This is a genomic window from Type-C symbiont of Plautia stali, from assembly GCF_059730935.1.
The window spans coordinates 2,103,783-2,125,753 of record NZ_AP035923.1 but is presented as its reverse complement, the minus strand read 5'-3'; the positions used below and the strand labels follow the sequence as shown (position 1 = coordinate 2,125,753).

Here is a 21,971-nt window from a genome sequence, read left to right as displayed (position 1 = left end):
CCTGCCAGAATCTGGCGGGCGCTCATCCCGATAACTACGACAAATTGTTTCGTAATCGAAAACGGTGTTCATACGCGCCTGACATCAGGCACAGAATGCTTTAAGGAAACTAATCGAATGCAGCGATCGGCGGGTCGCCGGCGGGATATCTGCGCTGTCACTGCCGCAGAAAGCAGCAATCTGCCTTCAGCGGCAGAAATGTGTCGCAGATCACACTTTGCTGCCGGACGATGCTATCCATAAAATAATTTCGCGCAATAAGGCGCAGTTTCCTGCGCCCGATCATTTTAATAGCTGACGATGGTCACCCAGTTCGCGTCCCGGCCGGCTGGCGCCTCGCCCACCCGCTGCAACGCCCCGCTGCGCGCCTCAATCGCGTAGCTGCCAATAACCGCACTCTTCTCACCGCTCACCACCAGCCAGCGGCCATCGGCGCTGATCGCCATGCCGCGCGGCTGTTTCTCCACCGGCCAGCTGCCGATCAGCGTCAGTTTGCCATCCTGCTGGTTAACACGATAACCGCTCACGGTACTGCTGGTGCGCTCGCTGACATACAGAAAACGCCCGTCCGGCGTCAGCTGGATATCCGCTGACCAGATGCGCGGCGTGCTGTCGCTGTAACCCGGCGGCCGTTCACGGCCATGTTGCAGATGATACTGTGCCGCCACCGCGTTGGGCGTTTCCGCCACTTTCACCAGTTCGCCGCTGGTTTCGCGCCGGAACTGGGTAATGATGCCGCCCATTTCACCAATGTTGTACAGATAGCGATTATCCGGCGACAACACTGAGTGACGCGGACCGTTATCGGCGGCGGTTACTACCTCCCCCTTGCCGAGGGCGCTGAGCGTGCCGTCTGCGCCCAGCCTGAGCTGCAGCACGCGATCGGTGCCAAGATTGCCCACATAAGCGTGACGACCGCTGGCATCGATAATCACCGAATGCGCCGCATGACCGGTTTTATAGCTGCCGACCGGCGGCGTAGCGATGGTGCCGCTGGCTGTCAGGCGGTAAACCTGCACCACGTCGCCATCATAAGAGGCCCCCAGCAGAAAGCGTCCCTGACGGTCAGTGCTGATGTAGGGGTAACTGGCCGCAGCCGGCACGGTGTGCCGGTTGTTCAGCTCGCCGCTCTGCGAGTCAATCTGCCAGCTCGCCAGTTGCAGCGGTTTACTGCGAATCGCCGCGTACAGCGTTTTGTGATCCGCACTGAGCGCCATCGGCATCACTTTGCCCCCGGCCTCAGTGTGGCCAAGCAGCTGCAAAGCGCCGCTGCGTGCGTCCAGCGTATAGCGCGCGATGGTGCCGTCGTCGGCGGCGGATACGTAAACAAAGGTCTGCGCCAGCAGTGGCGCGCTCACCGTCATTGCCGCCAGCAGCGTAACGGTGCGCAGGCTGTTTATCATGGTGTTCTCCTTGATGAGGGGTAATCAGACCCGGTTATACGCAGTAAAGCATGCGCCTGTTATGTGAGATTGCCCGACGTCACCTGGGCACTTCTCCAGCAAGCCATGCTAATCAGGCAATTAGCGCGCCGGCGAACCTGATGTTTTGTCCGGGTTTGTGCGCGCGCTCACCTGGCGTGGCCGCGATGTGGTGCAGGATTTTGCGGTGATGATTCTGGCTACGGTGGGTATACCACACAACTGGCTGAACACCTGACAGCGCGTCAGGTGTTCAACCGTGTCACAGGTTTTAACCTGCCGATTGCGCGACAGGTGCACAGCTTACTGCAACTTCACGCCTTTGGTTTCTGGCGCTAACCAGACCACCACCATCGCGGCAAGAAAGGCGATCACCGTGGTGGCCAGCCCGGCGGTGAATCCACCAACGCTGGCCACAAAACCAATCAGTAGCGGCGCGATAAAGCCGCCCAGGCGCCCGCCGTTATACGCCAGCCCCATCAAAAAGCCGCGTGACTGCGTGTCGCCAATGATCTCGGCGAGGAAAGGACCGGAGCCGGCAAAAATACCGTTTACGCCAAAACCTGCCATAAAGATGGCGACCATCAGAATCAGCGGCTGAGTGGTCGCCAGATACATGCCGACCGCCACCGCACCGATAAACAGATAGAGCAGAAACATCGGCCTGCGCCCCCACTTATCGGCCAGCAGTGAGAACACCAGGAAGCCAGCAATGGCACCGGTTTGCAGAGCCAGCACAAATTTCAGGCTGTGAAGAAAATCAAGATGCTTAACTTCACGAAGATAGGTTGGCGTCCAGGTGAATACGCCCCAGAACAGGTACTGAATGAAAAAGATAAAGGTAAATGCCAGCAGCAATCCTTTGAGGTTGATTTTGCCGGTACCTGCCGTTTTGTTCTGGCGGTGAGCGCGTTCCTGCTGGCGCGCCAGCCAGACAGGTGATTCAGGCGTGATATAAGCAATGACCATCATGATAAACACCGGCAGTGCGCCAATCATGAAAAGGTAGCGCCAGCCGCCGTTTTCCAGCCCGCCGGTCAGGGCCGTCACCAGCGCCGTCAGGCCAATCGCCAGGATCGCCCCCACCGGTAACCCCATTTGCATCAGCGCGCCACCGCGTGCACGACGTTCCGGACGCCATGTTTCGGCGATCAGTGCCGCTCCTGACGTCCACATGCCGCCCATACCCAGCGCACCGCAGAATCGCAGCGCAGCAAACGCCTGAGGATTGTGGGAGAACGCCAGCAGTCCGGAGAAGAGTGAATAGATGGCGATACAGATGAAGGCCGTTCTGACGCGTCCGATTTTATCGGCAACCAGCCCAAAAAGAATGCCACCAATAATCTGCCCGCCTGCTGTTGTGCTGATAAACACGCCAAGTTCCGTTTTGCTGACATCAAATACCACGCCCAGTACCGGTAATAACAGCGAGAGCAAAAACGAGTCATAGCTTTCAAACGTCCACCCTAACCCGCCCAGCGCCAGCGTCCTTTTTTCTGCCGATGTATACGAGATCGCTGCAGCGGACGCATCCTGCGCCAGGGGAGGCGCTTCATGCAGTCTTGATTTGATATTCATCCATATTCTCCAGGGAGGATAAGCGATAGCGTGCAGCCGCGGTGCGCCAGAACAGCTGTTCTCTTTCGGTCGGCGAAGCGTGCTCAGCCAGCCTTTTACAGGCATTCCAGAATACGCCGTAGCTGAACATCCCTTTGTCGACCGGGAAGTTGCTGGCAAACATACAGCGCCCGACGCCAAATGCGTCAACCAGGGTTTCAAACTGCGGCAGCCAGGCCTGCGAAAGCGTCAGGGAGTCCGGTGGCGTGGCGTGCTGGGCGAAGGAGTAGCCCATGACGGTCATGCCGAAACCGCTGATTTTGATGCTCACGTTTGGCAACGCCGCCAGCGCGATGATGGCCTTTTTCCATTCCTGGAAGGTGGCATCCCGTTTGTCGGCATACGGCCCGCTACCGATCGGCCCGCCGCAATGGTCCACAACAATGTGCAGATCGGGTAGCGCCCGTGCCAGCTCAGCGATTTCATCGAGTTGGGTGTGATAAACCCAGACATCCAGCGACAGTCCTTTGCGGGCCAGGCATTCGGCACCGCGCCGGAATGCGGCACTGGCCGCCAGACCGGCGGGCGGCGTCACGGGACTGGATACCACGCGTGGGTCATCGTGCCAGGCCAGCGGATTACGCATCCCGCGTAATCGTCCCCCTGAACGTTCCGTCATGCTTTCAATCACCGGCAGCAGGTCATCGCCAGCCAGCAGGCTGGCACCGCCGACAATCGCTTCACAGCCTGCCGCCGCGCCGTAATGGCCACTGTCAAACATTGCCGCAACGCCGCTGGCAAACTCCACCTCACCGACGGGTTTGAAGGCCTCCGGTCCGTTACGGCGCAGCATTGAACGGCATTGAATGTAGACGGTGGAGAGTATCCGGTGGCCGGACGTTTCGATATCGTGGCTGAATTCAGGCGCCAGATAACGCCCCGACTGGCGGTCCCATAAGTGATGATGCGCATCGACCATCGGCAGGTCGGGCATCAAAGCGGGTTCATGATGCAGTGCCAGCCAGTGCTCTCTGACTGGCAGATGCGGTGCGTTAACGATCTCCATAGTATCCCCTCTTAACTGCCTGATTTAAATCAGGTCTGAAACGCTGCTGGCATACCTCATCGGCTAAACCATGAGTTGCACCAGATAAAACACAGTTTTACATAGTAAATTGACTATAGATTCACCGCATAACCGATAGCCAGCAAAAAGGGGATGTTAATGATGTAAGTAAGATGTTAATCACAAATGTCCTGCTACACCGTCAGGTTTCATTCCCCGGCAGCAGCGTCACCCTCAATGTGTGTCGCCTCGACCTGACGAACAAGACTACGCCTCTCGGGTTTTAAGCGCTTTCAGGCGCGCCGGAAGCGCCCGCTCTGTCGCTTTGCGATGATAAGGCGAAAGCTTACGCCAGCTTTGGGTTTCCCCACGGGTGCGTCCGCATCCTTCGCACCAGCCGGTTTTCGTATCAAACACACAGAGATCGATGCACGGCGATTTTGCGGCCATATCCAGCCTCCTGGGATTTGGATGTCAATGTCGGGGTAATCAGTTGCAGGCGGCCCGAAAGCGCCGTAAAGTGAGTTATATACTATACCCCAGTATAGAACATGATCAACCGGAGGCAGTAATGGCCCATACCCTGAGAAATCAGAAAAGCTTGCTCACCCGCATTCGACGTATAAAAGGTCAGGCGGCGTCGCTGGAAACCGCCGTCGAATCGGGTGAAGAGTGCATCAAGGTACTGCAGCAGGTCGCGGCAGTGCGCGGCGCTATTAATGGCCTGATGAGCGAATTGCTCGAAGGCCATATACGCGAACATTTGATGAACGCAGAGGCTACGCCGCAGGCGCGAAGTGAGGATCTGGAAGAGATCGTCGCGGTCATTCGTTCTTACCTGAAATAGAACCTCAGGCACGCAGTCGGCTTAATGATAATTATCGGGAACAACGATGCTCTGGCTAATCTCAAAATACGCGTTAACCGCCTTTATGGTGGTACTGATCTCAGAAGCCGCGAAACGCAGCGATCGTCTGGGCGGCCTGCTCGCCGCTTTACCGCTGGTCACCCTGCTGGTGCTTATCTGGATGAAAATAGAGGGACAAACGCAGGAAAAAATTGCCGCTCACGCATGGTATACGTTCTGGTATGTGGTGCCGACACTGCCGATGTTTATCCTGTTTCCGTTTTTTTACCAGCGCGCCGGCTTCTGGCTCACGTTGTTACTCTCCTGCGTGATTACCGTGGTGCTGTTCGCCCTATGGGCGCTGTTGCTGAAGCGGTTTGGTATCATTCTGATGTAAACGCAAGCCGCATCAATTCCTGCGGGTTTAGGCTGGCTCATCTGCTCTGTTGGCGAACGAGGAGCGGGAATTACTAACGGTCAATGCAACTGGCTTTCAGCTTTAATCGATCACTGAAAAGTTGTCACAATCCGAATCAATAGTAATGGTTAAATCTGAATTTTCAGGCCTCACTATAAGCACACTGGTATCATCATGAGCGAATTCTTGATTATCGCTTTCGGAGCGCCAGTAACCATCGGTACAAAGCAGTAGCATCTCTCCATCTCGCCATTCAAAACTTATCTGATCTGGTAATGTAAAGCGCCGTGCTTTTAGCACGCGGGTGAGAATGTTAGCATAGCCGTCACCCAGCCCAGGGAAAGTGTTAACCATAATATGGGGCTCATTCACCCAGTTAGTTTTGCTATTATTGCTTATACCTAACCTGCAATCGCCGACATAAATGACCTTTCCGCTTCGCCCTTCTATGTCTAAATCAATAAGTGTATAGCTGGCACTTTCGGTAAGATAGTCAGGAATGAGTGTGCGGTGAATCTCTTTCAGAAGCGACACAACTGATGCATGTTTGTGCTTTGTATACTGCCTTGATAGTGCTTTCGCCCAATATTCAGCCAGGCGACGAGGCGCCCTACCTTTATCTAATGCATCGACGATAACTGCAATAAAGCGGCCGTCACTAGCACTGATGGCGACATAATCATTATTATCACTACGAGAGACGCCTTGCTGACTTTTCCATGAAATTTGCATTAGCATGAAGTCCTGGCAACTATTTCTTCAATGCGTTCAAATATAATACGCTCACGCTGAGGGTTAATATTGCTTTGGCTGCTTACTGCATATTCAAAATTACTATCTTCCAGTAGTCGGCTAAATTGTTCGGAGATAAATGCTTTAACTGCATCTGCGGTATTGCTCAGTTCATCGATAAGTTCCTCACGGCCATCAATCAAATTGATGATGTCCTCAATATCGCGACTGGTCAATGCATCTCCCTTACCCCTGCCAAGCCAGGCTTCGAGTTTGGTGGCAACAAAATAATCCGGGGAAACGAGCTTTATGGTGATATCTTCACATAACCTATAATCAATGGCGTTTTGCATGGCTTTTTTATACCATCTGTTGCTGAATCCAAGGATAGATTCATCATCCGGCATAATATCCACACGCAGTTCATTGAGTTGCATTGCACAAATGGGAATGTTTTCATCTGGATCCGGTGCCGTTATTTTAAATCCTCTTCTTTGTAACTCCTCCTGAAGAGCATAATATTTTGTATAACTAATTACATGAACAATTAAATCCACATCGTCTGTATGCCGTACCTGCTCTGCCGTAACTTCATCTGTCAGTAAAAGCGCCGTAGTGCATCCCCCGACAAAAGTGACCTGATTTACCAAATCAGCACCCAGAGCACGAGCCACTTCTACCAGCATACGATGTTGTTGGGTAGCTTCCATGATCACATCTCCGTAAACATATTTTCCAGCATTTTGGCGGCAACCCCCGCTTCTCGTGGATTTCCAAGCCGGATAGCATCCACGAGTGCAAGCATTGCATAGAGGTCACCGTCCTGCCTGACAGCATAGGGCACGGAATGAAATAAAGGTGTTACTTTTAAACCTTTGCTTTTTGCACGTTCATCAGGCCAGACAGCCACCAGTTCACCTGCGCTGAATAATTTTTCATTCAACACTGGTGCAGAGAAAGAGGTGGCTATTCCGCGTGTCAACTCTCCCATCTTAACAGGGAAAACATATTTGATTCCGTAGATAAAAAATTCCAGCAGGGATTTCTTATTGGTTCTCGGCACGCCATATTTACGGTCTTTACGGACCAGACCAATATCTGTACATCGCCTGATTGAATCGGCGATTTGGGTTTTGCTTATACCCGTGGTTCTTTCCAGGCCACGAACGGTATAAAGGCTTTCCCGATAAGCTTCAATTCCCCCTGACTCAATGATGCCTTGTTGCTTCAACTCATCTTCTTCCGTGATTTCCCAGTCCTGCCACGATAGTACGTCCGTTTTGAGGCCTTCACTATCGTTTAAATTTTTTTCCTGGCGCTGCAGCGATACCAGTTTTAGCAGCAATAAAATGTCTTGACCTTTCATATCGGCTAACCTCACCCTGTCCTATGTCCCGGGACGCAGGACAATGCTGTTTCCTTTCAGGCAGGAAAGCAAGAAAAACTTTGCACTGCTTAATCCACGGCTACCAGCAAAATAGCGGGCATGGCGACCCACAGAAACTGCTCAGAAGAAAGTCTCTTATGGCGAGATGGCACATCTGGCCCCGCATCAATCATCCATTCCATGCCCGATCATTGGCTACACTTGCTGTTTTACCCGCGCAGAAACAAGGAAATGCTATGACTCAACACGCTTCACTCAATCACGCCTGGCTGCTGGCGTCACGCCCGGACGGCGAGCCGGTGAAAGAGAACTTCCGCTTTGTCGAACAACCGCTGCCGCAGGTGCAGGCGGGACAGATGCTGCTGCGCACCCACTATCTGTCGCTCGACCCGTATATGCGTGGCCGCATGGATGACAGCAAATCCTACGCGCCGCCGGCGCAACTCGACCAGCCGATGGTCGGCGGCACCGTATGCCAGGTGGCGGAATCGCAGCATCCGGATTTCAGCGCCGGCGACTGGGTACTGGCGGCCAGCGGCTGGCAGAGCTATGCCCTGTCCGATGGCACTGGCGTGACTAAAATTGGTCATCTGCCCCATCCATCCTGGGCGCTGGGTATTCTGGGTATGCCGGGCTTTACCGCCTACATGGGCCTGATGGATATCGGTCAGCCCAAAGCCGGTGAAACGCTGGTTGTCGCCGCCGCCACCGGACCGGTGGGTGCCACGGTCGGTCAGCTCGGTAAGCTGAATGGCTGCCGCGTCGTCGGCGTGGCCGGCGGTGAGGAGAAGTGCCGCTACGCGATTGACACCCTCGGTTTTTCCGCCTGTATCGATCATCATCGTGACGATTTCGCAGAACAGCTGGCGGCCGCCTGCCCGGACGGTATCGACATCTATTTTGAAAACGTCGGCGGCAAAGTATTCGATGCCGTCTTCCCGCTACTCAACACCGCCGCGCGCGTGCCGGTGTGTGGCCTGGTGTCGGGCTACAGCAGTCGCGAACTGCCACCCGGCCCCGATCGCACGCCGCTGATCATGGGCGGGATTCTGAAACGCCGCATCCGTATGCAGGGCTTCATCATCTTCCAGGATTATGGCGATCGCTATCCGGAATTCCTGCAGGCGATGACGCCGCTGGTCGAGCAACAAAAAGTGTTGTACCGCGAACACATGGTAGAAGGGCTGGAGCATGCGCCGCAGGCGTTTATTGACATGCTGAAAGGCAAAAACTTCGGCAAAACCGTGGTGAAAGTGGCGTAGCCAGCGGTTCTCTCCCCGACTGTAAATCCGGCCTTAGTGTGCGAGCACTAAGGCTTTTTTGCGCTTTGCTTAACCGCTATTGAGATATAAGCCCTCCGCGTGCGCATGCGATGATGCCCTCCTCTATCCTCTTCTACCGGAGAAGTCATTATGTCGCTGACCTTAGCCGACTCCGCGGCGCTGCCGCGTAAAGTCAATACGCAACAGACGGAAGCACCGGTGCCATTACCGGCTGGCGCCGCGCATATCATTCGCGACGATGCGGAAGCTATCGCCGTAGCCCATCAGTTGGCGGCCAGCTTCGCGCGCGAGGCGGCACTGCGCGATCGTGAGGGCATTCTGCCCCTCAAAGAGCTGGATGCGTTCTCGCAAAGCGGCCTGTGGGCAATGGCCATCCCCAAAGCCTGGGGCGGAGCGGGCGTGTCGTGGACCACCGTGGCCAGGGTGATCGCCATCATTTCAGCTGCCGATCCGGCGCTCGGTCAGCTGCCGCAAAACCATCTGGCCGGTGTGGCCCATCTGCTGGAAGACGGTAGCGAAGCACAAAAACAGGTACTGCTGAGCGAGGTACTGGCCGGGCTGCGCTGGGGTAACGCCTTCTCGGAGAAGCATGGCCGCACGGTCGCCGATTTTCAGACGCGCTTTCGGCGTGACGGTGATGAGGTGGTGATTAACGGGGAAAAATTTTATGCCACTGGCGCGCTGCTGGCGCATCGAATCCATGCCGTGGCGCTGGACGAGCAGGACCGGGCGCATCTGATTGTGCTCGATCGCGACACGCCGGGCATCAGCGTCATTAATAACTGGTCGGCCTTTGGTCAGCGCACGACGGCTTCCGGTACCGTACTGCTGGAGAATGTCCGCGCCCCGCTGTCGCGCGTTATTCCAACCTGGCAGGCGTTTGAGCGGCCAACCGCTGCCGGGCCGATTTCACAGATCATTCAGGCGGCGGTGGATGTCGGTATTGCGCGCGGCACCATTGAAGACACCCTGCAATTTGTTCGCGAACGCTCGCGGCCGTGGATTGACAGTGGCCAGGCGCGCGCTGCCGATGACCACTTCACGCTGGCGGCAGTCGGTGATTTGAAAATCCGCCTGCACGCTGCCGAAGCGCTGCTGTGGCAGGCCGGAGCAGCGATTGACGCCGCGCTGGCGCAGCCCGATGAAACCAGCGTGGCACGCGCGACCGTGGCCACCGCCGAGGCCAAAGTGCTGACGACGGAGATCGCTCTGCTTGCCGGTAACAAACTGTTTGAGCTGGCTGGCACCCGCGCCACGCTGCAGGAGTTTAATCTGGACCGCCACTGGCGCAACGCGCGCACCCATACGCTGCACGATCCGGTGCGCTGGAAGTATTACCACGTGGGTAATTATTATCTCAACGGCACGCCGCCGCCGCGCCATGCGTGGAGCTAAGGGCGGCGGAAGCGCGTTGCCGGATGGTCAGCTGCCAGGCGCGGCTGACCCGTGAGACGTTCACGCAAGGTTAACGGCTGTGCTGGCTGAGGACGCACCCGCCCGCGCTGGCGCAGCACCGGCATGACCCAGGCAATGAAATCGTTGAAGCTGCCCGGGCTAATAGCCCAGCCCAGATTAAAGCCGTCCACGCCCGATTCTGCCGCAAACTGATCCAGCCGATCGGCAATGGTTTCGCCGCCGCCCACCAGCAACGGATGCAGACCACCGATACCGATGTAGCGTGCTGCCTCACGCAGCGTCCAGCGTTTTTGATCGTCAATTCGCGTCAGGCTGGCCAGCGCCGAACGGCAGGCGTCGGTTTCGCGAAAGGCCAGCGGCATGTCCGGATCCTCCTGCGACCAGTCGATACCGGTCCACGCCGAGAAGAGCGCCAGCGCAGCCTCTTCACTGATGTATTGCTGATAATCCTCAAGTTTGGCCCGGGCGGCGGCATCATCTTCGGCCGTGATCACCGTGATGGCTGTGACAAAACGCAGCGACGCCGGATCGCGCCCTTCTGCCACGGCCAGCTGACGAATGCGCTGAATATCGCTGGCAATCGCCTGCGCGGTGACGCCACCGAGGAAAATGACTTCTGCGTTACGGGCAGCAAACTGCGCACCGCGTGCCGAAGTGCCAGCCTGAAACAGCACCGGGGTGCGCTGTGGGCTGGGCTCACTGAGATGTGCATCCGGCACCTGATACCAGCGACCATAATGCTGAATAGCGTGCACTTTTTGCGGATCGCTATACAGGCTGTTGGCTTTATCACGGCTAACCGCATCTTCCTCCCATGAGCCTTCCCAAAGCTTCGCGGTCACATCCAGAAACTCCTGTGCGCGATCGTAACGCTCATCATGCGGCAGCTGCCGGGTCAAACCCAGATTGCGCGCCGCGGAATCAAGCATGGAAGTCACCACGTTCCAGGCGATACGCCCGCGGGTGAGATGATCAAGCGTCGTGAACTTGCGCGCCAGCAAATAAGGATGTTCGTAGGTGGCAGAGACCGTAATACCGAAACCGAGGTGCTGCGTGACGGCCGCCATGGCGGAGACCAGCAGCAGCGGATCGTTCACCGGCATCTGAGCGGCCAGGCGCAACGCCGCGTCCGGCTTGCCCTGCCATACATCCAGTTGTCCCAGCGCATCAGCAATGAACAGCGCATCAAAACCTGCGGTATCAAGCTGCTGCGCGAGGGTCGTCCAGTAATCCAGCTCGGTATAGCGGTGCGCCTGATCCTGGGGATGTCGCCACAATCCGGCAGAGAGATGACCAGGGACATTCATCATGAACGCAAACAGCAAAAACGGTGAAGGCATCCGTTACCCTCCTCAGACAGGGCGACGCGCACGCAGCGCACCCACGGCCAGTACCACAAAGATCAGTGCGCCGGTTGCCACCTGCTGCCAGTAAAAGTTCCAGCCGACCAGCAACAGTCCGTTGGCGATGAAACTCAGCAGCACGACACCCAGCAGCGTACCCGGTACATTCGGGCGGCGCGAAGGCGCGAAGGTCGCGCCAATAAAGCTGGCACCGATGGCATTCAGCAGATAGGCATTGCCCGATAACGGTACCCAGGCTTTGACATTGGCGGCGAGAATTAACCCGACGATGCCGGCGACCAGTGCACTGAATATGAATGCCAGCGCGGTGAGACGTTTGACCGCCACGCCAGAATGATGCGCTACGCTGAGCTGTTCACCCATCATGCGCAGTGCGCGACCGCTGGCGCTGCGGTGCAACAGTTGATACAGCACCAGCGCCACGCCCAGCAACAGCCAGAGCGGCAGTGGAACGCCAAGCAGCGTGCCGTGACCAATAGCGGTAAAACCCGCCGGCAGCGTCTGGCTTAGCAGATAGACCGGCTGCCCACCGTTGGACGACAGTTGCTGTACGCTCTGACCAATAAACAGCGTGCCAAGCGTGGCGAGAAACGGCTCAACGCCGAGTTGTGTCACCAGAAAAGCGTTGAACACGCCTACCAGCAGTGCCGCCATCAGCGCGCCCAACAGCGCCAGCGGCAGCGCGACCTGATGCAGCACCAGCGTCACCAGCACCAGACAGGCGATATCAATCGCCGTACCGACGGACAGATCGATCGCGCCGATACGCGTGACCAGCGTCATGGCCAGCGCCACAATCGCCAGCGGTGCGACATTATTCAGCAGCACGCTACGAATGTTGGCGACAGTGGCAAACGCGGGCGCGGCGATGATGAAAAACAGCAGCAGCGCAACAAAGGTCAGCACCATCAGGCTGCGCAACAGCCCCGGCACTTTTTTACCGCTCAGGCTCAGTTCAGACATGAGATGCCCTCCCCGCCTGACGGCGCCGCAGTAGCGCGGTCAGCGCCACAACCAGCAGGATGAGCACACCCTCGACGCCGTTAATCCAGTAACTTGAGACGTTAACCAACTGAAAGCCGTTGGCTATCAGACTCAGAAACAGCGCGCTGATCAGTGCACCGCCCAGGGTCGGTACCAGGCGACGCGAAAACACCACGCCGAGCAGCGCGGCGGCAATCACCATCAGCAGATTGTCGTTAGCGCCCGGCGAACTGCCGCTGAGCAGCGCCACCGAGGCAATGGCTGCCAGTGCAGCGCTGAAGCCGCACAGCACATAACTCAGACTTTGATAGCGCGCCACGCTAATGCCCGCCGCGTTGGCGGCCTGCGGATGGCTACCCACCGCCTGCAGGCGCAGGCCAAACGCGGTGAAACGACTGAGCGCGAGTGCACTCAACGCCAGCAGCAGAAATCCCCAGCCGAGCCAGGAAACGCCCAGTGGTCCGCTGGCTATCAGCAGGTTTTGCAGCGCGCTGCTGGCGGAAATCGACGCGTTTCCGCTCAGCACCATCTCCAGTCCCATGGCGATGTTCATGCTGGTCAGCGTCGCCAGCAGGGGCAAAATACCAAGCCAGACAATCGCCAGGGCATTGAATATCCCCACGGCGATGCCGGTGAGCAGCGTGAGCAGCAGCGCATAAGTGACAGAGTGTTGCTCAGCGATCTGCGCCGCGAATACCGCGGCACACAACCCCATATTAGCGGCAATGGATAAATCAATGCCGCCGCTAATCCCCTGAACACCGCCACCGCTTAGCACCAGCGTCAGACCCAGCGCCAGCGTTCCCACCACCGCCGTTTGCTGCAATACATTACCGAGGTTGATCACGCTGAGGAAAATAGGCGACAGCCAGGCAAATACCGCCAGCACCAGTACAATAATCAGCAGCGCGACGTGCTGCAGCCACGGCTGCCCCTGCGGTTTGCCTGCCGCCGTCACCACCGCCGGTTGGCTCAGTTCACTCATAGGATTTGCTCCGTCAATGCGCCCGTGCCGGAAGCCAGGGACAGAATCTCCTGGTGACTGGTGTGCCGGGCGGACAGCGTGGCGACCTGCTCGCCGCGCGCCAGCACAATAATGCGGTCGGCGAGCGTTTGCAGTTCCAGCAGATCGGTGGAAAACAGGATAATCACCGCCCCGGCGGCCGCCAGCTGCTGCAGGGTTTGATAAATGGCGGCCTTGGCGGCAATGTCGACGCCAACCGTGGGCTCATCCAGCAGATAGAGCGTGGCGTGGGTGTTGAGCCATTTCGCCAGCACCGCTTTTTGCTGATTTCCGCCGGACAGCTGACGCAGCGGTGCCAACTGGCCCGGTGTGCGGATCGCCAGCTGGCGGATGTTGTCCGCCACTAGCGCGGTCTCGGCGGTTGCGGAGACGCCGCCCCAGCGCAGCAGGCGCTGCACGGTCGTCAGGGTGATGTTGTCGCGCAGGCTCACATCGAGCGCGATGCCGTTGGCGCGGCGATCTTCCGGCACCAGCGCGATGCCACGTTTCACCGCGGCATGTGGCGAAGCCGGTACGCCGTGCGTCTCACCTACGCGCAGCGTCCCGCTCACGCCACGTTCCAGACCAAACAGTGCGCTGATTAACGCCTTCCCTCCGGAGCCCAGCAGGCCGGTAATGCCAACGATCTCGCCACGTCGTGCGCTGAAACAAACATTGTGAAAGCGACCCGGCGCGCTCAGGGCGTCTACGGTCAGCACCGGCTCGCCGTCAGGTGGCAGATCGCGCGGTGCAATCGCCTGCTGCGTCTCACCGATCATGGCATTAATCAGCGCCTGCGGAGAAAGGGCGTCGCCGGTAAAATGCGCGACGTCTTTACCATCGCGCAGCACCGTAACCCGCTGGCACAGCGCCTGGATTTCATCGAGATAGTGAGAAACGTAGATCAGTGCGATCCCCTGCTGACGCATACGTTCAATAACGCGAAACAGCGCCTGCACCTCGTGGCGCGCCAGCGCGGCGGTCGGTTCATCCAGTACCACCACGCGCGGCGCGCGCTGTAATACGCGACAGATCTGCACCAGTTGCTGTTCCGCCACACTTAACCCGGCGATCAGCGCATCGGGATCGATCTGCAGATCGAAGTGCTGTTGCAGTAGCTGCCGCGCCTGCTGCCGCATACGCCGGCGATCGATAAACGGTGTGCTGCCAATCCGTGGCTCATTACCGAGCAGCAGCGCTTCCGCCACCGTCAGCGTGCCTGGCAATAGCCGCTCCTGATGAACAATGGCGATGCCCTGCTGTTGTCCCTGAGCCGGACTGGTCAAAACCAGTGGCCGGCCTTCCAGCGTCACGCTGCCCTCATCGGCAGCGTGGATGCCGCCCAGCACTTTGATCAGCGTCGATTTTCCGGCTCCGTTATGCCCAATCAGCCCATGCACTTCGCCGGCGTGGACATCAAGCGATACCGCTTGCAGCGCGGGAATGCCGTCAAAGGCTTTACTGATCTGGCGCAGTTGCAGTCGCACTGTCTTATTTATCATCGCTCTGGCCCAGCGTTTGCTGCGCCTGCGCCGCATTCTCTTTGGTGACCAGAATGGCCGGAACATAGGTGGCAGGCGGAAGTGAACGATCGCCGGCAAGGTATTTCGCCACATTTTGTACCGCAGTCTGTCCGATCAGATAGGGTTGCTGCGCCACCACCGCCGCCGCGCTGGATTTCGGATCTTTCACCAGCGAGACCACGTCCGGGCTGCCGTCCACGGCGTAAGTTTTGATTTCACTGCGACCGGCAGCATCAACCGCCTGAGTGGCACCAATCTGCGGTACGTCCCATGCCGCCCAGATAGCCTGTACTGACCCTTGCGGATACTTGTTAAGTAGCTGACTAATCTGCGCATAGGCATCCTGCACGGTATTGGGAATGACGTCGCGCAGTTCGGGCTGAATGATTTTAATTTTCGGATACCATTTCAGCACGGCTTTTAACTGGTCATAGCGCATCGCCACCACCGGCACGCCATAAAAACCATTAAACACCAGAATATTGCCTTCGCCGCGCAGATCATTGACCAGTTTTAATGCCAGCTGCTCGCCAATATAAAAGTTATCGGAGGTTGTGACGTTAATACTGGATGGGCTGGCGGTATCCACGGTAAATAAGGGAATGCCGGCGTCGCGAATTTTTTTCAGCCAGGGTTCCAGCACTGAGGCGGTGCCCAGCGTTTCAATAATGGCATCCGGTTTTTGTGCAATCAGCGTTTGAATTTGCGCGATCTGCTGTGACTCTTTGCGTCCGCCATCCAGGGCGATAGGCGTGCCACCCAGCCGCTTTACTTCATCAATTTGTCCCTGATAGGCTTTCAGATCCCAGTAGTGATCGGTACCGGCCACGGTAATACCGATACGTTTACCGGCCAGTGAGGGAATGGATGCGTCAGCGGCGCGAGCGTGCAGCGACAAGCCGGCGAGCAGCGATGCAGAGGCCAGTAATAGTCCGGCCAGGCGGTGTTTATGCATTGTTTATATCCCTGGAAAAGGTTCAGCTAAATAAGGTGAGTGACGCCTGCTATTCGGCGTATAGCTGAAAATTATCACAGTCACTATTTATCCCTAATGCCATTTTCTCCTTTGGATATGCAGCGGATTTGCATATTGATTGCGTGAAAAAGCATGACCGGGCGCAGATATTCTGACGCCCGGTTATAAATAATAAAAACGTGGCTGGAATGAAGGCGTGCGGCGCTAAAGATACGTGATGGTCGCGGGCACCGCGGGTGTGATTTTAACGCCCTTTTTTCTTGCGTCCCGGCTGGGTAAAGCGCTTGCGGTTAGCGCCCTGACCCGCTTTGTCACTCTGTTTCGGTGCGCTGACGGCCGGTTTTTTCGCGGCGGGCGTCGCCGCTTTCTTCTTCGCCTGTGCCTGCTGCGTTTTTTGATCTTCTGACGACGAATCCTCAATCAGCTTAAACAGGTCGATCAGTTCATCGTCCGTCAGATCGCGCCACTCACCGAGCGGGATACCTTTCAGGCTCACGTTCATGATCCGCGTGCGCTCCAGCTTCGTCACTTCATAGCCAAAGTGTTTGGCCATGCGGCGAATCTGCCGGTTCAGTCCCTGCACCAGGATAATACGAAATACAAAGGTCGACTCCCGCTTCACTTTGCATTTTTTCGTCACTGTGCCGAGCATCGGTACGCCCGCCGCCATGCCGGCAATAAACTCATCGGTGATCGGCTTATCCACCGTGACCACGTACTCTTTTTCGTGATTGTTACCGGCGCGCAGGATTTTATTCACCAGATCGCCGTGATTGGTGAGGAAAATCAGCCCCTGCGAGTCTTTATCCAGCCGGCCAATCGGGAACACGCGCTTGCTGTGGTTAACGAAGTCACCAATGTTGTCACGCTCGCCCTCTTCCATGGTGGTGACAATGCCCACCGGCTTGTTGAGGGCGATTAATACCAGATCGTCTTCGTTGCGCGGTTCAATCAGCCGCCCGTTGACTTTGACCTCATCCCCGGCGAACACCTGCGCACCGACGCTGGCGCGTTTGCCGTTAATGAAAACGTTGCCTTGTTCGATGTAACGATCGGCGTCACGGCGCGAGCAGATTCCGCTCTCGCTGATGTATTTATTCAGGCGCGTGGATGAGTTGGGCAGCATGGTTCCTCCGAAAAAAAACGGACTATACAGCATGTGCGCGCGTTGCGTAAGGCTGGGTTAAGCGTCCGGTGGCGGTTGTTCTTTGCGGTGTGATATGGCGAAAAAGCGGTGCCGGGTGTCATAGCGATTTATGGCACATAAAAATCCCTCCTGTCGGTTAAAATAGCCCGCACGCCCCGATTAAACTCCGGGTATTGTGAACATCTCACCGTTAACCAGGCATGAAAATGTACAACGTAAATCATCTTTTCGTCAGCCGGGAAATGAATGTGAAAAAGCTGCTGGCTTACGGTTTTCGCAAGGATGGGCAGGATTACGGCTACCGCTGTGATGTGATGAATAAGCAGTTCACCCTGCAGGTAAACATCACTACTCAGGGTGACATTGCCGCCACCATTATCGATAAAGTCACAGGAGAAGATTACATTCTTCACCGTATTACTTCTGCCACCGGTGCCTTTGTAGGGCAGGTTCGTGAAGAACATGACGCTATCTTGCTGGATATCGCAGAAAAATGTTTCCCGCAAAAGCATTTCAAAACAGCGCAGGCCGATGCGATTGTTCAGCACCTGAAACAGCAGTATCAGACTGAGCTGGAATTCTTATGGCCGCGCTTTCCTGAAAACGCCATCTTTCGCCGCAAAGATAATCAAAAGTGGTACGGCGCGCTGTTGACGATTCACAGCAGCAAGCTGGGCCGACCGGATGATAGCCTGATTGAAATCGTCAATATTAAAGTCTCGCCGCAGACGATCGCTTCGCTGGTCGATGGCGAGGTATATTTCCCGGGCTACCATATGAACAAAAAGCATTGGGTCACCCTGTGTCTGGATGGATCAGTCCCGACGGCCGAGGTTTTGTTGCGCATTGACAACAGTTTTAACCTGGCCGGCTAGCCATCGGCGCGGCACCGTATACCTCTTCGCGGCTGATTTCGCCGCCCCATCCCCGCAGCCGCAACGTCTCGCCCGTCAGTTCCACCACCGCAAAGGGCACGCGCGACGGGCCATCCAGCATCCCCTGCAGGGTTATAAACACGGTATCCGCGCGGCGATGATAGCCGCCACGGTGATCGTGGCCGGCAAAACAGGCGCGCACGCCATAGCGGCAGAACAGTTCTGCCAGCTGCGCACCGTTGAGCAGACTGTGGCTGTAGCCCGGTGCCAGCGGATAATGGCCGAACACCACTACCTGCTGGCCGCAGGCGCGGGCCTCGATAAGCTGCGTTTCCAGCCACGCCAGCTGAGTCGCACCGACCGCGCCATTCCACGGCTGCGCCTGCGGTTGCTGGCGCGCCTGTAAATCAGCCAGCAGTGCGGCCGCGCGCTGGCGATCGTCGCCGTTGTGTTGATTGCAGTACAGGCTGATATCGTTGCCGTCGTAGACAATAAAGCGCCAGCCCGGCAGCTGAAAGGCATAGTAACTTTTTGGCAGCGGCAGCGCGTCATCGAGGTGCTGCGCGATGGTCTGGGCGTCGTGATTCCCCAGCACCACGGCATGCGGATGGAGTAGCCGATCGTAGAGCGGCAGCAGCGTGGCATAGCTGGCCCAGTGGCGATCCACCAGATCGCCGAGCGTAACGACAAAATCCAGCGGCTGCTGATTTAGCGCGGTTATCGCCTGCGGCAGCTTATGCAGCGCATGACGATAGTAGAGATTCGCCGCGACATCCGCCTCAACGTCAGCATATTGCGGATCGGCCAGCAGCCCGAAGCGCAGCGTGCCGTCGAGCGGTGCCGCGCGTAAATCCGGTAACTGATACAGCTCAGCAACATCACCCAGCCGCTGGCGTTGCGCTGCGGTTAGCGCATGGGCATATCCCATCTCTGGCTCTCCTTAGCGAATACCGGCACGCATGAATGACTGAATAAACTGCCGCTGGAACAGCAAAAACAGCAGCAGCAACGGCAAGGTGGTCATCAGCGTTGCCGCCCCAATCAGCGCCCACTGCACGCCCTGCTCCGGCGCAGAAAACAGCTGCAGCCCGACGGTTAACGGACGCACCTGAACCGAGTCGGTGATCACCAGCGGCCAGAGAAAATCGTTCCAGTGGAAGCTGATCGAGACCAGCGCGAACGCCACATAGATTGGCTTTGCCAGCGGAATGTAGATGTGGCGCAGAATGTAAAACCGGCTGGCCCCCTCAACGGTTGCCGCCTCTTCCAGCACCAGCGGAATGCTTTTGAATGTCTGCCGCAGCAGAAAGATGGCGAACGCCGAGGCAAAGTACGGCAGCGCAATACCGGTCAGGGTATCGCGCAGCCCGAGCGCGCTGATGGTGCGGTAATTATTCAGAATCAGCACATCCGGGCTAATCATCAGCTGCAGCAGAATCAGCGCGAAGAGGAAACCGGAAAATTTCAGGCGGAACCGCACCAGTGCATAAGCGGCCAGCGTGGCCAGCACCAGCTGGACCACCACAATCATCAGCACCAGCAGCGTGGTATTGAGGAAGTAGCGGGCAAACGGTGCCGCGTGCCAGGCATTGATGAAGTTCGCCAGCGTCAGCGGCGCCAGCAGCGAAAAGTGCCCCTGGCCGGCAGCCGGATGAATGGCAATCCACAGCGCCACCAGCATCGGCAAGCTCCACAGCAGTGCGGCCAGCCAAATCAGCAGGTTGAGCGCAAAACCGCCCGGAGAGGATGCAGCTTTCATTGATAATGGGCTCGCTTATCCAGCAGATGAAATTTGATCAACGCAATCGATCCGAGGATCACCAGCAGCACTACCGTCATGGCCGACGCGGCTGGCATGTCCCAGAAACTGAACGCGGTACGATAGATATAAAACAGCAGCAGGCTACTGCTGTTGTTTGGGCCGCCATTGGTCATGGCAATCACCTGATCGACAATGCGGAAGGCGTTCATCGAGGCGTTGATCAGCACAAACAACGTGGTTGGCAGCAGCAGCGGCCACTGCACGCGACGGAAAAAGTAACCGCGCGATGCGCCTTCAATGGCGGCGGCTTCGCTGAGGCGCGGATCGATCTGCTGCAGCGCGGCGAGATAAAAGATCATGAAAAAGCCCGCCTCGCGCCATACCGAAACCGCCATCAGGCAGTACAGCGTGGTATCCGGCTCGCCGAGCCAGTTGACCGCCGGTAGCGAAAACCATGCCAGCAGGCTATTCAGGATGCCAAGCTGCGGCGTGTAGAAAAACAGCCACAGGTTGGCGATGGCGATCATCGGCAGCAGCGACGGAATGAAGAAGGCCGCACGCACCAGCGCGTTGCCGCGCAGCCGACGATTGACCGCCAGCGCCATCAGCAGCGCCAGCGTCACCGCCAGCGGAATGGTGATCAGCGCATACAGCAGGTTATTCCACAGCGACTGCATAAAAATGTCGTCATCCAGCAGCGCGCGATAGTTATCCAGCCCGACAAAATGGGCCGGATGCGAAGCGCGCGCGGCGCTGAACAGGCTCTGCCACAGCGTGGCCAGCGCCGGATAATGGGTAAACAGTAGCAGGAAGCTGAGCGCGGGCAGCAGCAGCAAATAACCGCTGAGCTGCAGTGACCACCCGCGCGGGCGCAGCTTGGCGGCGCTGCCAGAGAATGAACTCATCACGCGGCCGTCACTGATAGTTTTTCAGCAGGCGGTCAGCCTGTTTCTGTGCATCGGCCAGCGCCTGGGCTGGGGTTTTGCTCTGCGTCACCGCTGCTTCTATGGCGTGATTGAGCGCGTCCTGAATCTGCACGCTGTTGTAGGTCGAGAGCTCCGGCTGAGCATATTTCAGCTGCTCACGCGCCACCAGTGCCTGAGGCACCTGCTGCACATAGGCTTTCATTGCCGCCGTGTCCCACGCTGCTGGCGAGGTGGCGACATAGCCGGTAGCGATACTCCAGCGCGCGGCCTGTTCCGGTGCGGTGACCCAGCGGATGAAGCGCATCGCCGCCTGCTGCTGCGCCGGTGAGGCGCTTTTGAACACGTACAGGTTGCCGCCACCGGTCGGGCTGCCGCGCTGGGTTTTCTCCGGCAGCATGGCGACGCCAAACGGGAAGGTCGCGTTGTCACGCACGTTGGTCAGGTTGCCGGTGGTGGTGACCATCATGGCCGTTTTACCACTGATAAAGTCCTGCGGCGTGGTGCCCCAGGCAATCGCGCCTTTCGGCGAGACTTCCTCTTTCTGGCCGAGGTCGGTCAGCCACTGCAGGGTTTCCACGTTGCCCGGCGTGTTGAAATACACGGCGTTGCCCTTGCCGTTATCCAGCCGTCCGCCATTGGTGGCTGCCAGCCCCTGGAAATTCCAGTAGCCGTTCGGCGTGGAAGGGATCTCAATGCCCCACTGGCTGACGCCGCTGGCCTGTTTCAGCGTCAGTTTTTTGCTGAATGCCACCACCTGCTGCCAGGTGGCGGGCGGTGTATTCGGATCGAGACCGGCTTTCTCAAATGCCTGTTTGTTCCAGTACATCACCACAGTTGAGCGCTGAAAAGGCACGCCCCACACTTTGCCCTCAATGCGACGCAAAAAGGCCGGATAGAAGCTGTCGATCCACTGTTTGCCCTCTTCACCCGTGGCTAAATCACTGGCGGCGACAATGGCACCGGCATCCATCAGCGACCAGGCTTCAATATCGCCCATCACCGCCAGCTGCGGTGCGTTACCGCCGCGAAACGCCGTCAGCGCTTTGGTCACGGTGGTGGCGTAATCGCCGGTGTAGACCGGCTGAATGCTGATCTCAGGGTGCTGTTTTTCAAAATCCGCCACCAGGGCTTCCACGGTGTGGCTGACTTTACCGCCGACCGCAATCGGATAGTACATCTGTAACTTCACCGGCTCAGCAGCAAACACTGACGCGGAGGCACACAGCATAACGACACAAGCCAGAGGCGAGAAACGGATCGCAGACATGATTTTCCCTTGAATAA

General features: G+C 57.3%; 22 protein-coding genes. 5 read left to right on the top strand and 17 right to left on the bottom strand.

Annotated features, from left to right (window positions below; translation table 11 throughout):
* Nucleotides 1–287: 287 nt before the first annotated feature.
* The 4 genes from AC6I7J_RS09960 to AC6I7J_RS09945 form a co-directional block, all read right to left on the bottom strand.
* Nucleotides 288–1,403, bottom strand: a complete 1,116-nt coding sequence (locus AC6I7J_RS09960; RefSeq protein WP_394516599.1) for a lactonase family protein — start codon at nucleotides 1,401–1,403, stop codon at nucleotides 288–290.
* A gap of 321 nt (nucleotides 1,404–1,724) precedes the next feature.
* Nucleotides 1,725–2,999 carry an MFS transporter gene (locus tag AC6I7J_RS09955; RefSeq protein WP_058774671.1) on the bottom strand — a complete coding sequence of 425 codons (1,275 nt, stop codon included), beginning with the start codon at nucleotides 2,997–2,999 and terminating at the stop codon, nucleotides 1,725–1,727.
* Nucleotides 2,974–4,044, bottom strand: coding sequence for an amidohydrolase family protein (locus AC6I7J_RS09950; RefSeq protein WP_498005531.1), 1,071 nt, complete (start codon nucleotides 4,042–4,044; stop codon nucleotides 2,974–2,976). The genes AC6I7J_RS09955 and AC6I7J_RS09950 overlap by 26 nt, the downstream gene beginning before the upstream one ends.
* Before the next feature lie 267 nt (nucleotides 4,045–4,311).
* The gene (locus tag AC6I7J_RS09945) at nucleotides 4,312–4,494 is read right to left on the bottom strand and encodes a DUF1289 domain-containing protein (RefSeq protein WP_021506023.1); all 183 of its coding nucleotides are present in this window, start codon (nucleotides 4,492–4,494) and stop codon (nucleotides 4,312–4,314) included.
* A 121-nt stretch (nucleotides 4,495–4,615) separates the two neighbouring features.
* Between AC6I7J_RS09945 and AC6I7J_RS09940 the strand changes: the two genes are divergently transcribed.
* Together AC6I7J_RS09940 and AC6I7J_RS09935 are read left to right on the top strand one after the other, a co-directional pair.
* Nucleotides 4,616–4,891 (top strand): metal/formaldehyde-sensitive transcriptional repressor, encoded by a 276-nt coding sequence (locus AC6I7J_RS09940; protein ID WP_498005529.1) that lies wholly within the window; start codon nucleotides 4,616–4,618, stop codon nucleotides 4,889–4,891.
* 46 nt (nucleotides 4,892–4,937) lie between these two features.
* Nucleotides 4,938–5,288: a DUF3147 family protein gene (locus AC6I7J_RS09935; protein ID WP_021506022.1), complete on the top strand. Its 351-nt coding sequence runs from the start codon at nucleotides 4,938–4,940 to the stop codon at nucleotides 5,286–5,288.
* A gap of 102 nt (nucleotides 5,289–5,390) precedes the next feature.
* Here AC6I7J_RS09935 and AC6I7J_RS09930 read toward each other — a convergent pair whose 3' ends face one another.
* From AC6I7J_RS09930 to AC6I7J_RS09920, 3 genes are read right to left on the bottom strand one after another with little or no spacing between them, the layout of a single operon-like run.
* Nucleotides 5,391–6,041, bottom strand: coding sequence for a hypothetical protein (locus tag AC6I7J_RS09930; protein ID WP_498005527.1), 651 nt, complete (start codon nucleotides 6,039–6,041; stop codon nucleotides 5,391–5,393).
* Complete coding sequence (locus AC6I7J_RS09925; protein ID WP_498005525.1) at nucleotides 6,041–6,751, bottom strand: hypothetical protein; 711 nt, start codon at nucleotides 6,749–6,751, stop codon at nucleotides 6,041–6,043. The genes AC6I7J_RS09930 and AC6I7J_RS09925 overlap by 1 nt, the downstream gene beginning before the upstream one ends.
* A gap of 2 nt (nucleotides 6,752–6,753) precedes the next feature.
* Nucleotides 6,754–7,407, bottom strand: a complete 654-nt coding sequence (locus AC6I7J_RS09920) for a hypothetical protein (RefSeq protein WP_058758570.1) — start codon at nucleotides 7,405–7,407, stop codon at nucleotides 6,754–6,756.
* Nucleotides 7,408–7,664: 257 nt separating this feature from the next.
* Between AC6I7J_RS09920 and curA the strand changes: the two genes are divergently transcribed.
* Nucleotides 7,665–8,690: an NADPH-dependent curcumin/dihydrocurcumin reductase gene (gene curA / locus AC6I7J_RS09915; RefSeq protein WP_058758571.1), complete on the top strand. Its 1,026-nt coding sequence runs from the start codon at nucleotides 7,665–7,667 to the stop codon at nucleotides 8,688–8,690.
* A gap of 150 nt (nucleotides 8,691–8,840) precedes the next feature.
* Nucleotides 8,841–10,106: an SfnB family sulfur acquisition oxidoreductase gene (locus tag AC6I7J_RS09910; protein ID WP_166710158.1), complete on the top strand. Its 1,266-nt coding sequence runs from the start codon at nucleotides 8,841–8,843 to the stop codon at nucleotides 10,104–10,106.
* Here the strand turns inward: AC6I7J_RS09910 and AC6I7J_RS09905 are convergent.
* The 6 genes from AC6I7J_RS09905 to rluF all read right to left on the bottom strand — a co-directional run bounded on the left by AC6I7J_RS09905 (nucleotide 10,103) and on the right by rluF (nucleotide 17,103).
* On the bottom strand, nucleotides 10,103–11,467 hold the full coding sequence (locus AC6I7J_RS09905) for an LLM class flavin-dependent oxidoreductase (RefSeq protein ID WP_058758573.1): 1,365 nt from the start codon (nucleotides 11,465–11,467) through the stop codon (nucleotides 10,103–10,105). The genes AC6I7J_RS09910 and AC6I7J_RS09905 overlap by 4 nt on opposite strands.
* Before the next feature lie 12 nt (nucleotides 11,468–11,479).
* Nucleotides 11,480–12,454 (bottom strand): ABC transporter permease, encoded by a 975-nt coding sequence (locus tag AC6I7J_RS09900; RefSeq protein ID WP_498005522.1) that lies wholly within the window; start codon nucleotides 12,452–12,454, stop codon nucleotides 11,480–11,482.
* Entirely contained in the window at nucleotides 12,447–13,460 is a 1,014-nt protein-coding gene (locus tag AC6I7J_RS09895) for an ABC transporter permease (RefSeq protein ID WP_021506017.1), read from the bottom strand. Before AC6I7J_RS09895 ends, AC6I7J_RS09900 begins: the two co-directional genes overlap by 8 nt.
* Entirely contained in the window at nucleotides 13,457–14,965 is a 1,509-nt protein-coding gene (locus AC6I7J_RS09890; RefSeq protein WP_498005520.1) for a sugar ABC transporter ATP-binding protein, read from the bottom strand. Before AC6I7J_RS09890 ends, AC6I7J_RS09895 begins: the two co-directional genes overlap by 4 nt.
* 4 nt (nucleotides 14,966–14,969) lie before the next feature.
* On the bottom strand, nucleotides 14,970–15,956 hold the full coding sequence (locus AC6I7J_RS09885; protein WP_058774665.1) for a sugar ABC transporter substrate-binding protein: 987 nt from the start codon (nucleotides 15,954–15,956) through the stop codon (nucleotides 14,970–14,972).
* A 265-nt stretch (nucleotides 15,957–16,221) separates the two neighbouring features.
* On the bottom strand, nucleotides 16,222–17,103 hold the full coding sequence (rluF, locus tag AC6I7J_RS09880) for a 23S rRNA pseudouridine(2604) synthase RluF (protein WP_021506014.1): 882 nt from the start codon (nucleotides 17,101–17,103) through the stop codon (nucleotides 16,222–16,224).
* Nucleotides 17,104–17,330: 227 nt separating this feature from the next.
* On the opposite strand from rluF, the gene AC6I7J_RS09875 reads away from it, so the two are divergent.
* Nucleotides 17,331–17,999, top strand: a complete 669-nt coding sequence (locus AC6I7J_RS09875) for an MmcQ/YjbR family DNA-binding protein (protein WP_498005518.1) — start codon at nucleotides 17,331–17,333, stop codon at nucleotides 17,997–17,999.
* Here the strand turns inward: AC6I7J_RS09875 and AC6I7J_RS09870 are convergent.
* Genes AC6I7J_RS09870 through AC6I7J_RS09855 form a run of 4 tightly spaced genes read right to left on the bottom strand, consistent with a single transcriptional unit; the run spans nucleotide 17,983 to nucleotide 21,954 of the window.
* Complete coding sequence (locus AC6I7J_RS09870; RefSeq protein WP_498005516.1) at nucleotides 17,983–18,927, bottom strand: metallophosphoesterase; 945 nt, start codon at nucleotides 18,925–18,927, stop codon at nucleotides 17,983–17,985. The two genes, AC6I7J_RS09875 and AC6I7J_RS09870, sit on opposite strands and share 17 nt — an antisense overlap.
* Nucleotides 18,928–18,939: 12 nt before the next feature.
* Complete coding sequence (locus tag AC6I7J_RS09865; protein WP_059008856.1) at nucleotides 18,940–19,758, bottom strand: carbohydrate ABC transporter permease; 819 nt, start codon at nucleotides 19,756–19,758, stop codon at nucleotides 18,940–18,942.
* The gene (locus AC6I7J_RS09860) at nucleotides 19,755–20,666 is read right to left on the bottom strand and encodes a carbohydrate ABC transporter permease (protein WP_498005514.1); all 912 of its coding nucleotides are present in this window, start codon (nucleotides 20,664–20,666) and stop codon (nucleotides 19,755–19,757) included. Before AC6I7J_RS09860 ends, AC6I7J_RS09865 begins: the two co-directional genes overlap by 4 nt.
* A gap of 10 nt (nucleotides 20,667–20,676) precedes the next feature.
* Nucleotides 20,677–21,954, bottom strand: a complete 1,278-nt coding sequence (locus tag AC6I7J_RS09855; protein ID WP_150361862.1) for an ABC transporter substrate-binding protein — start codon at nucleotides 21,952–21,954, stop codon at nucleotides 20,677–20,679.
* Nucleotides 21,955–21,971: the final 17 nt, after the last annotated feature.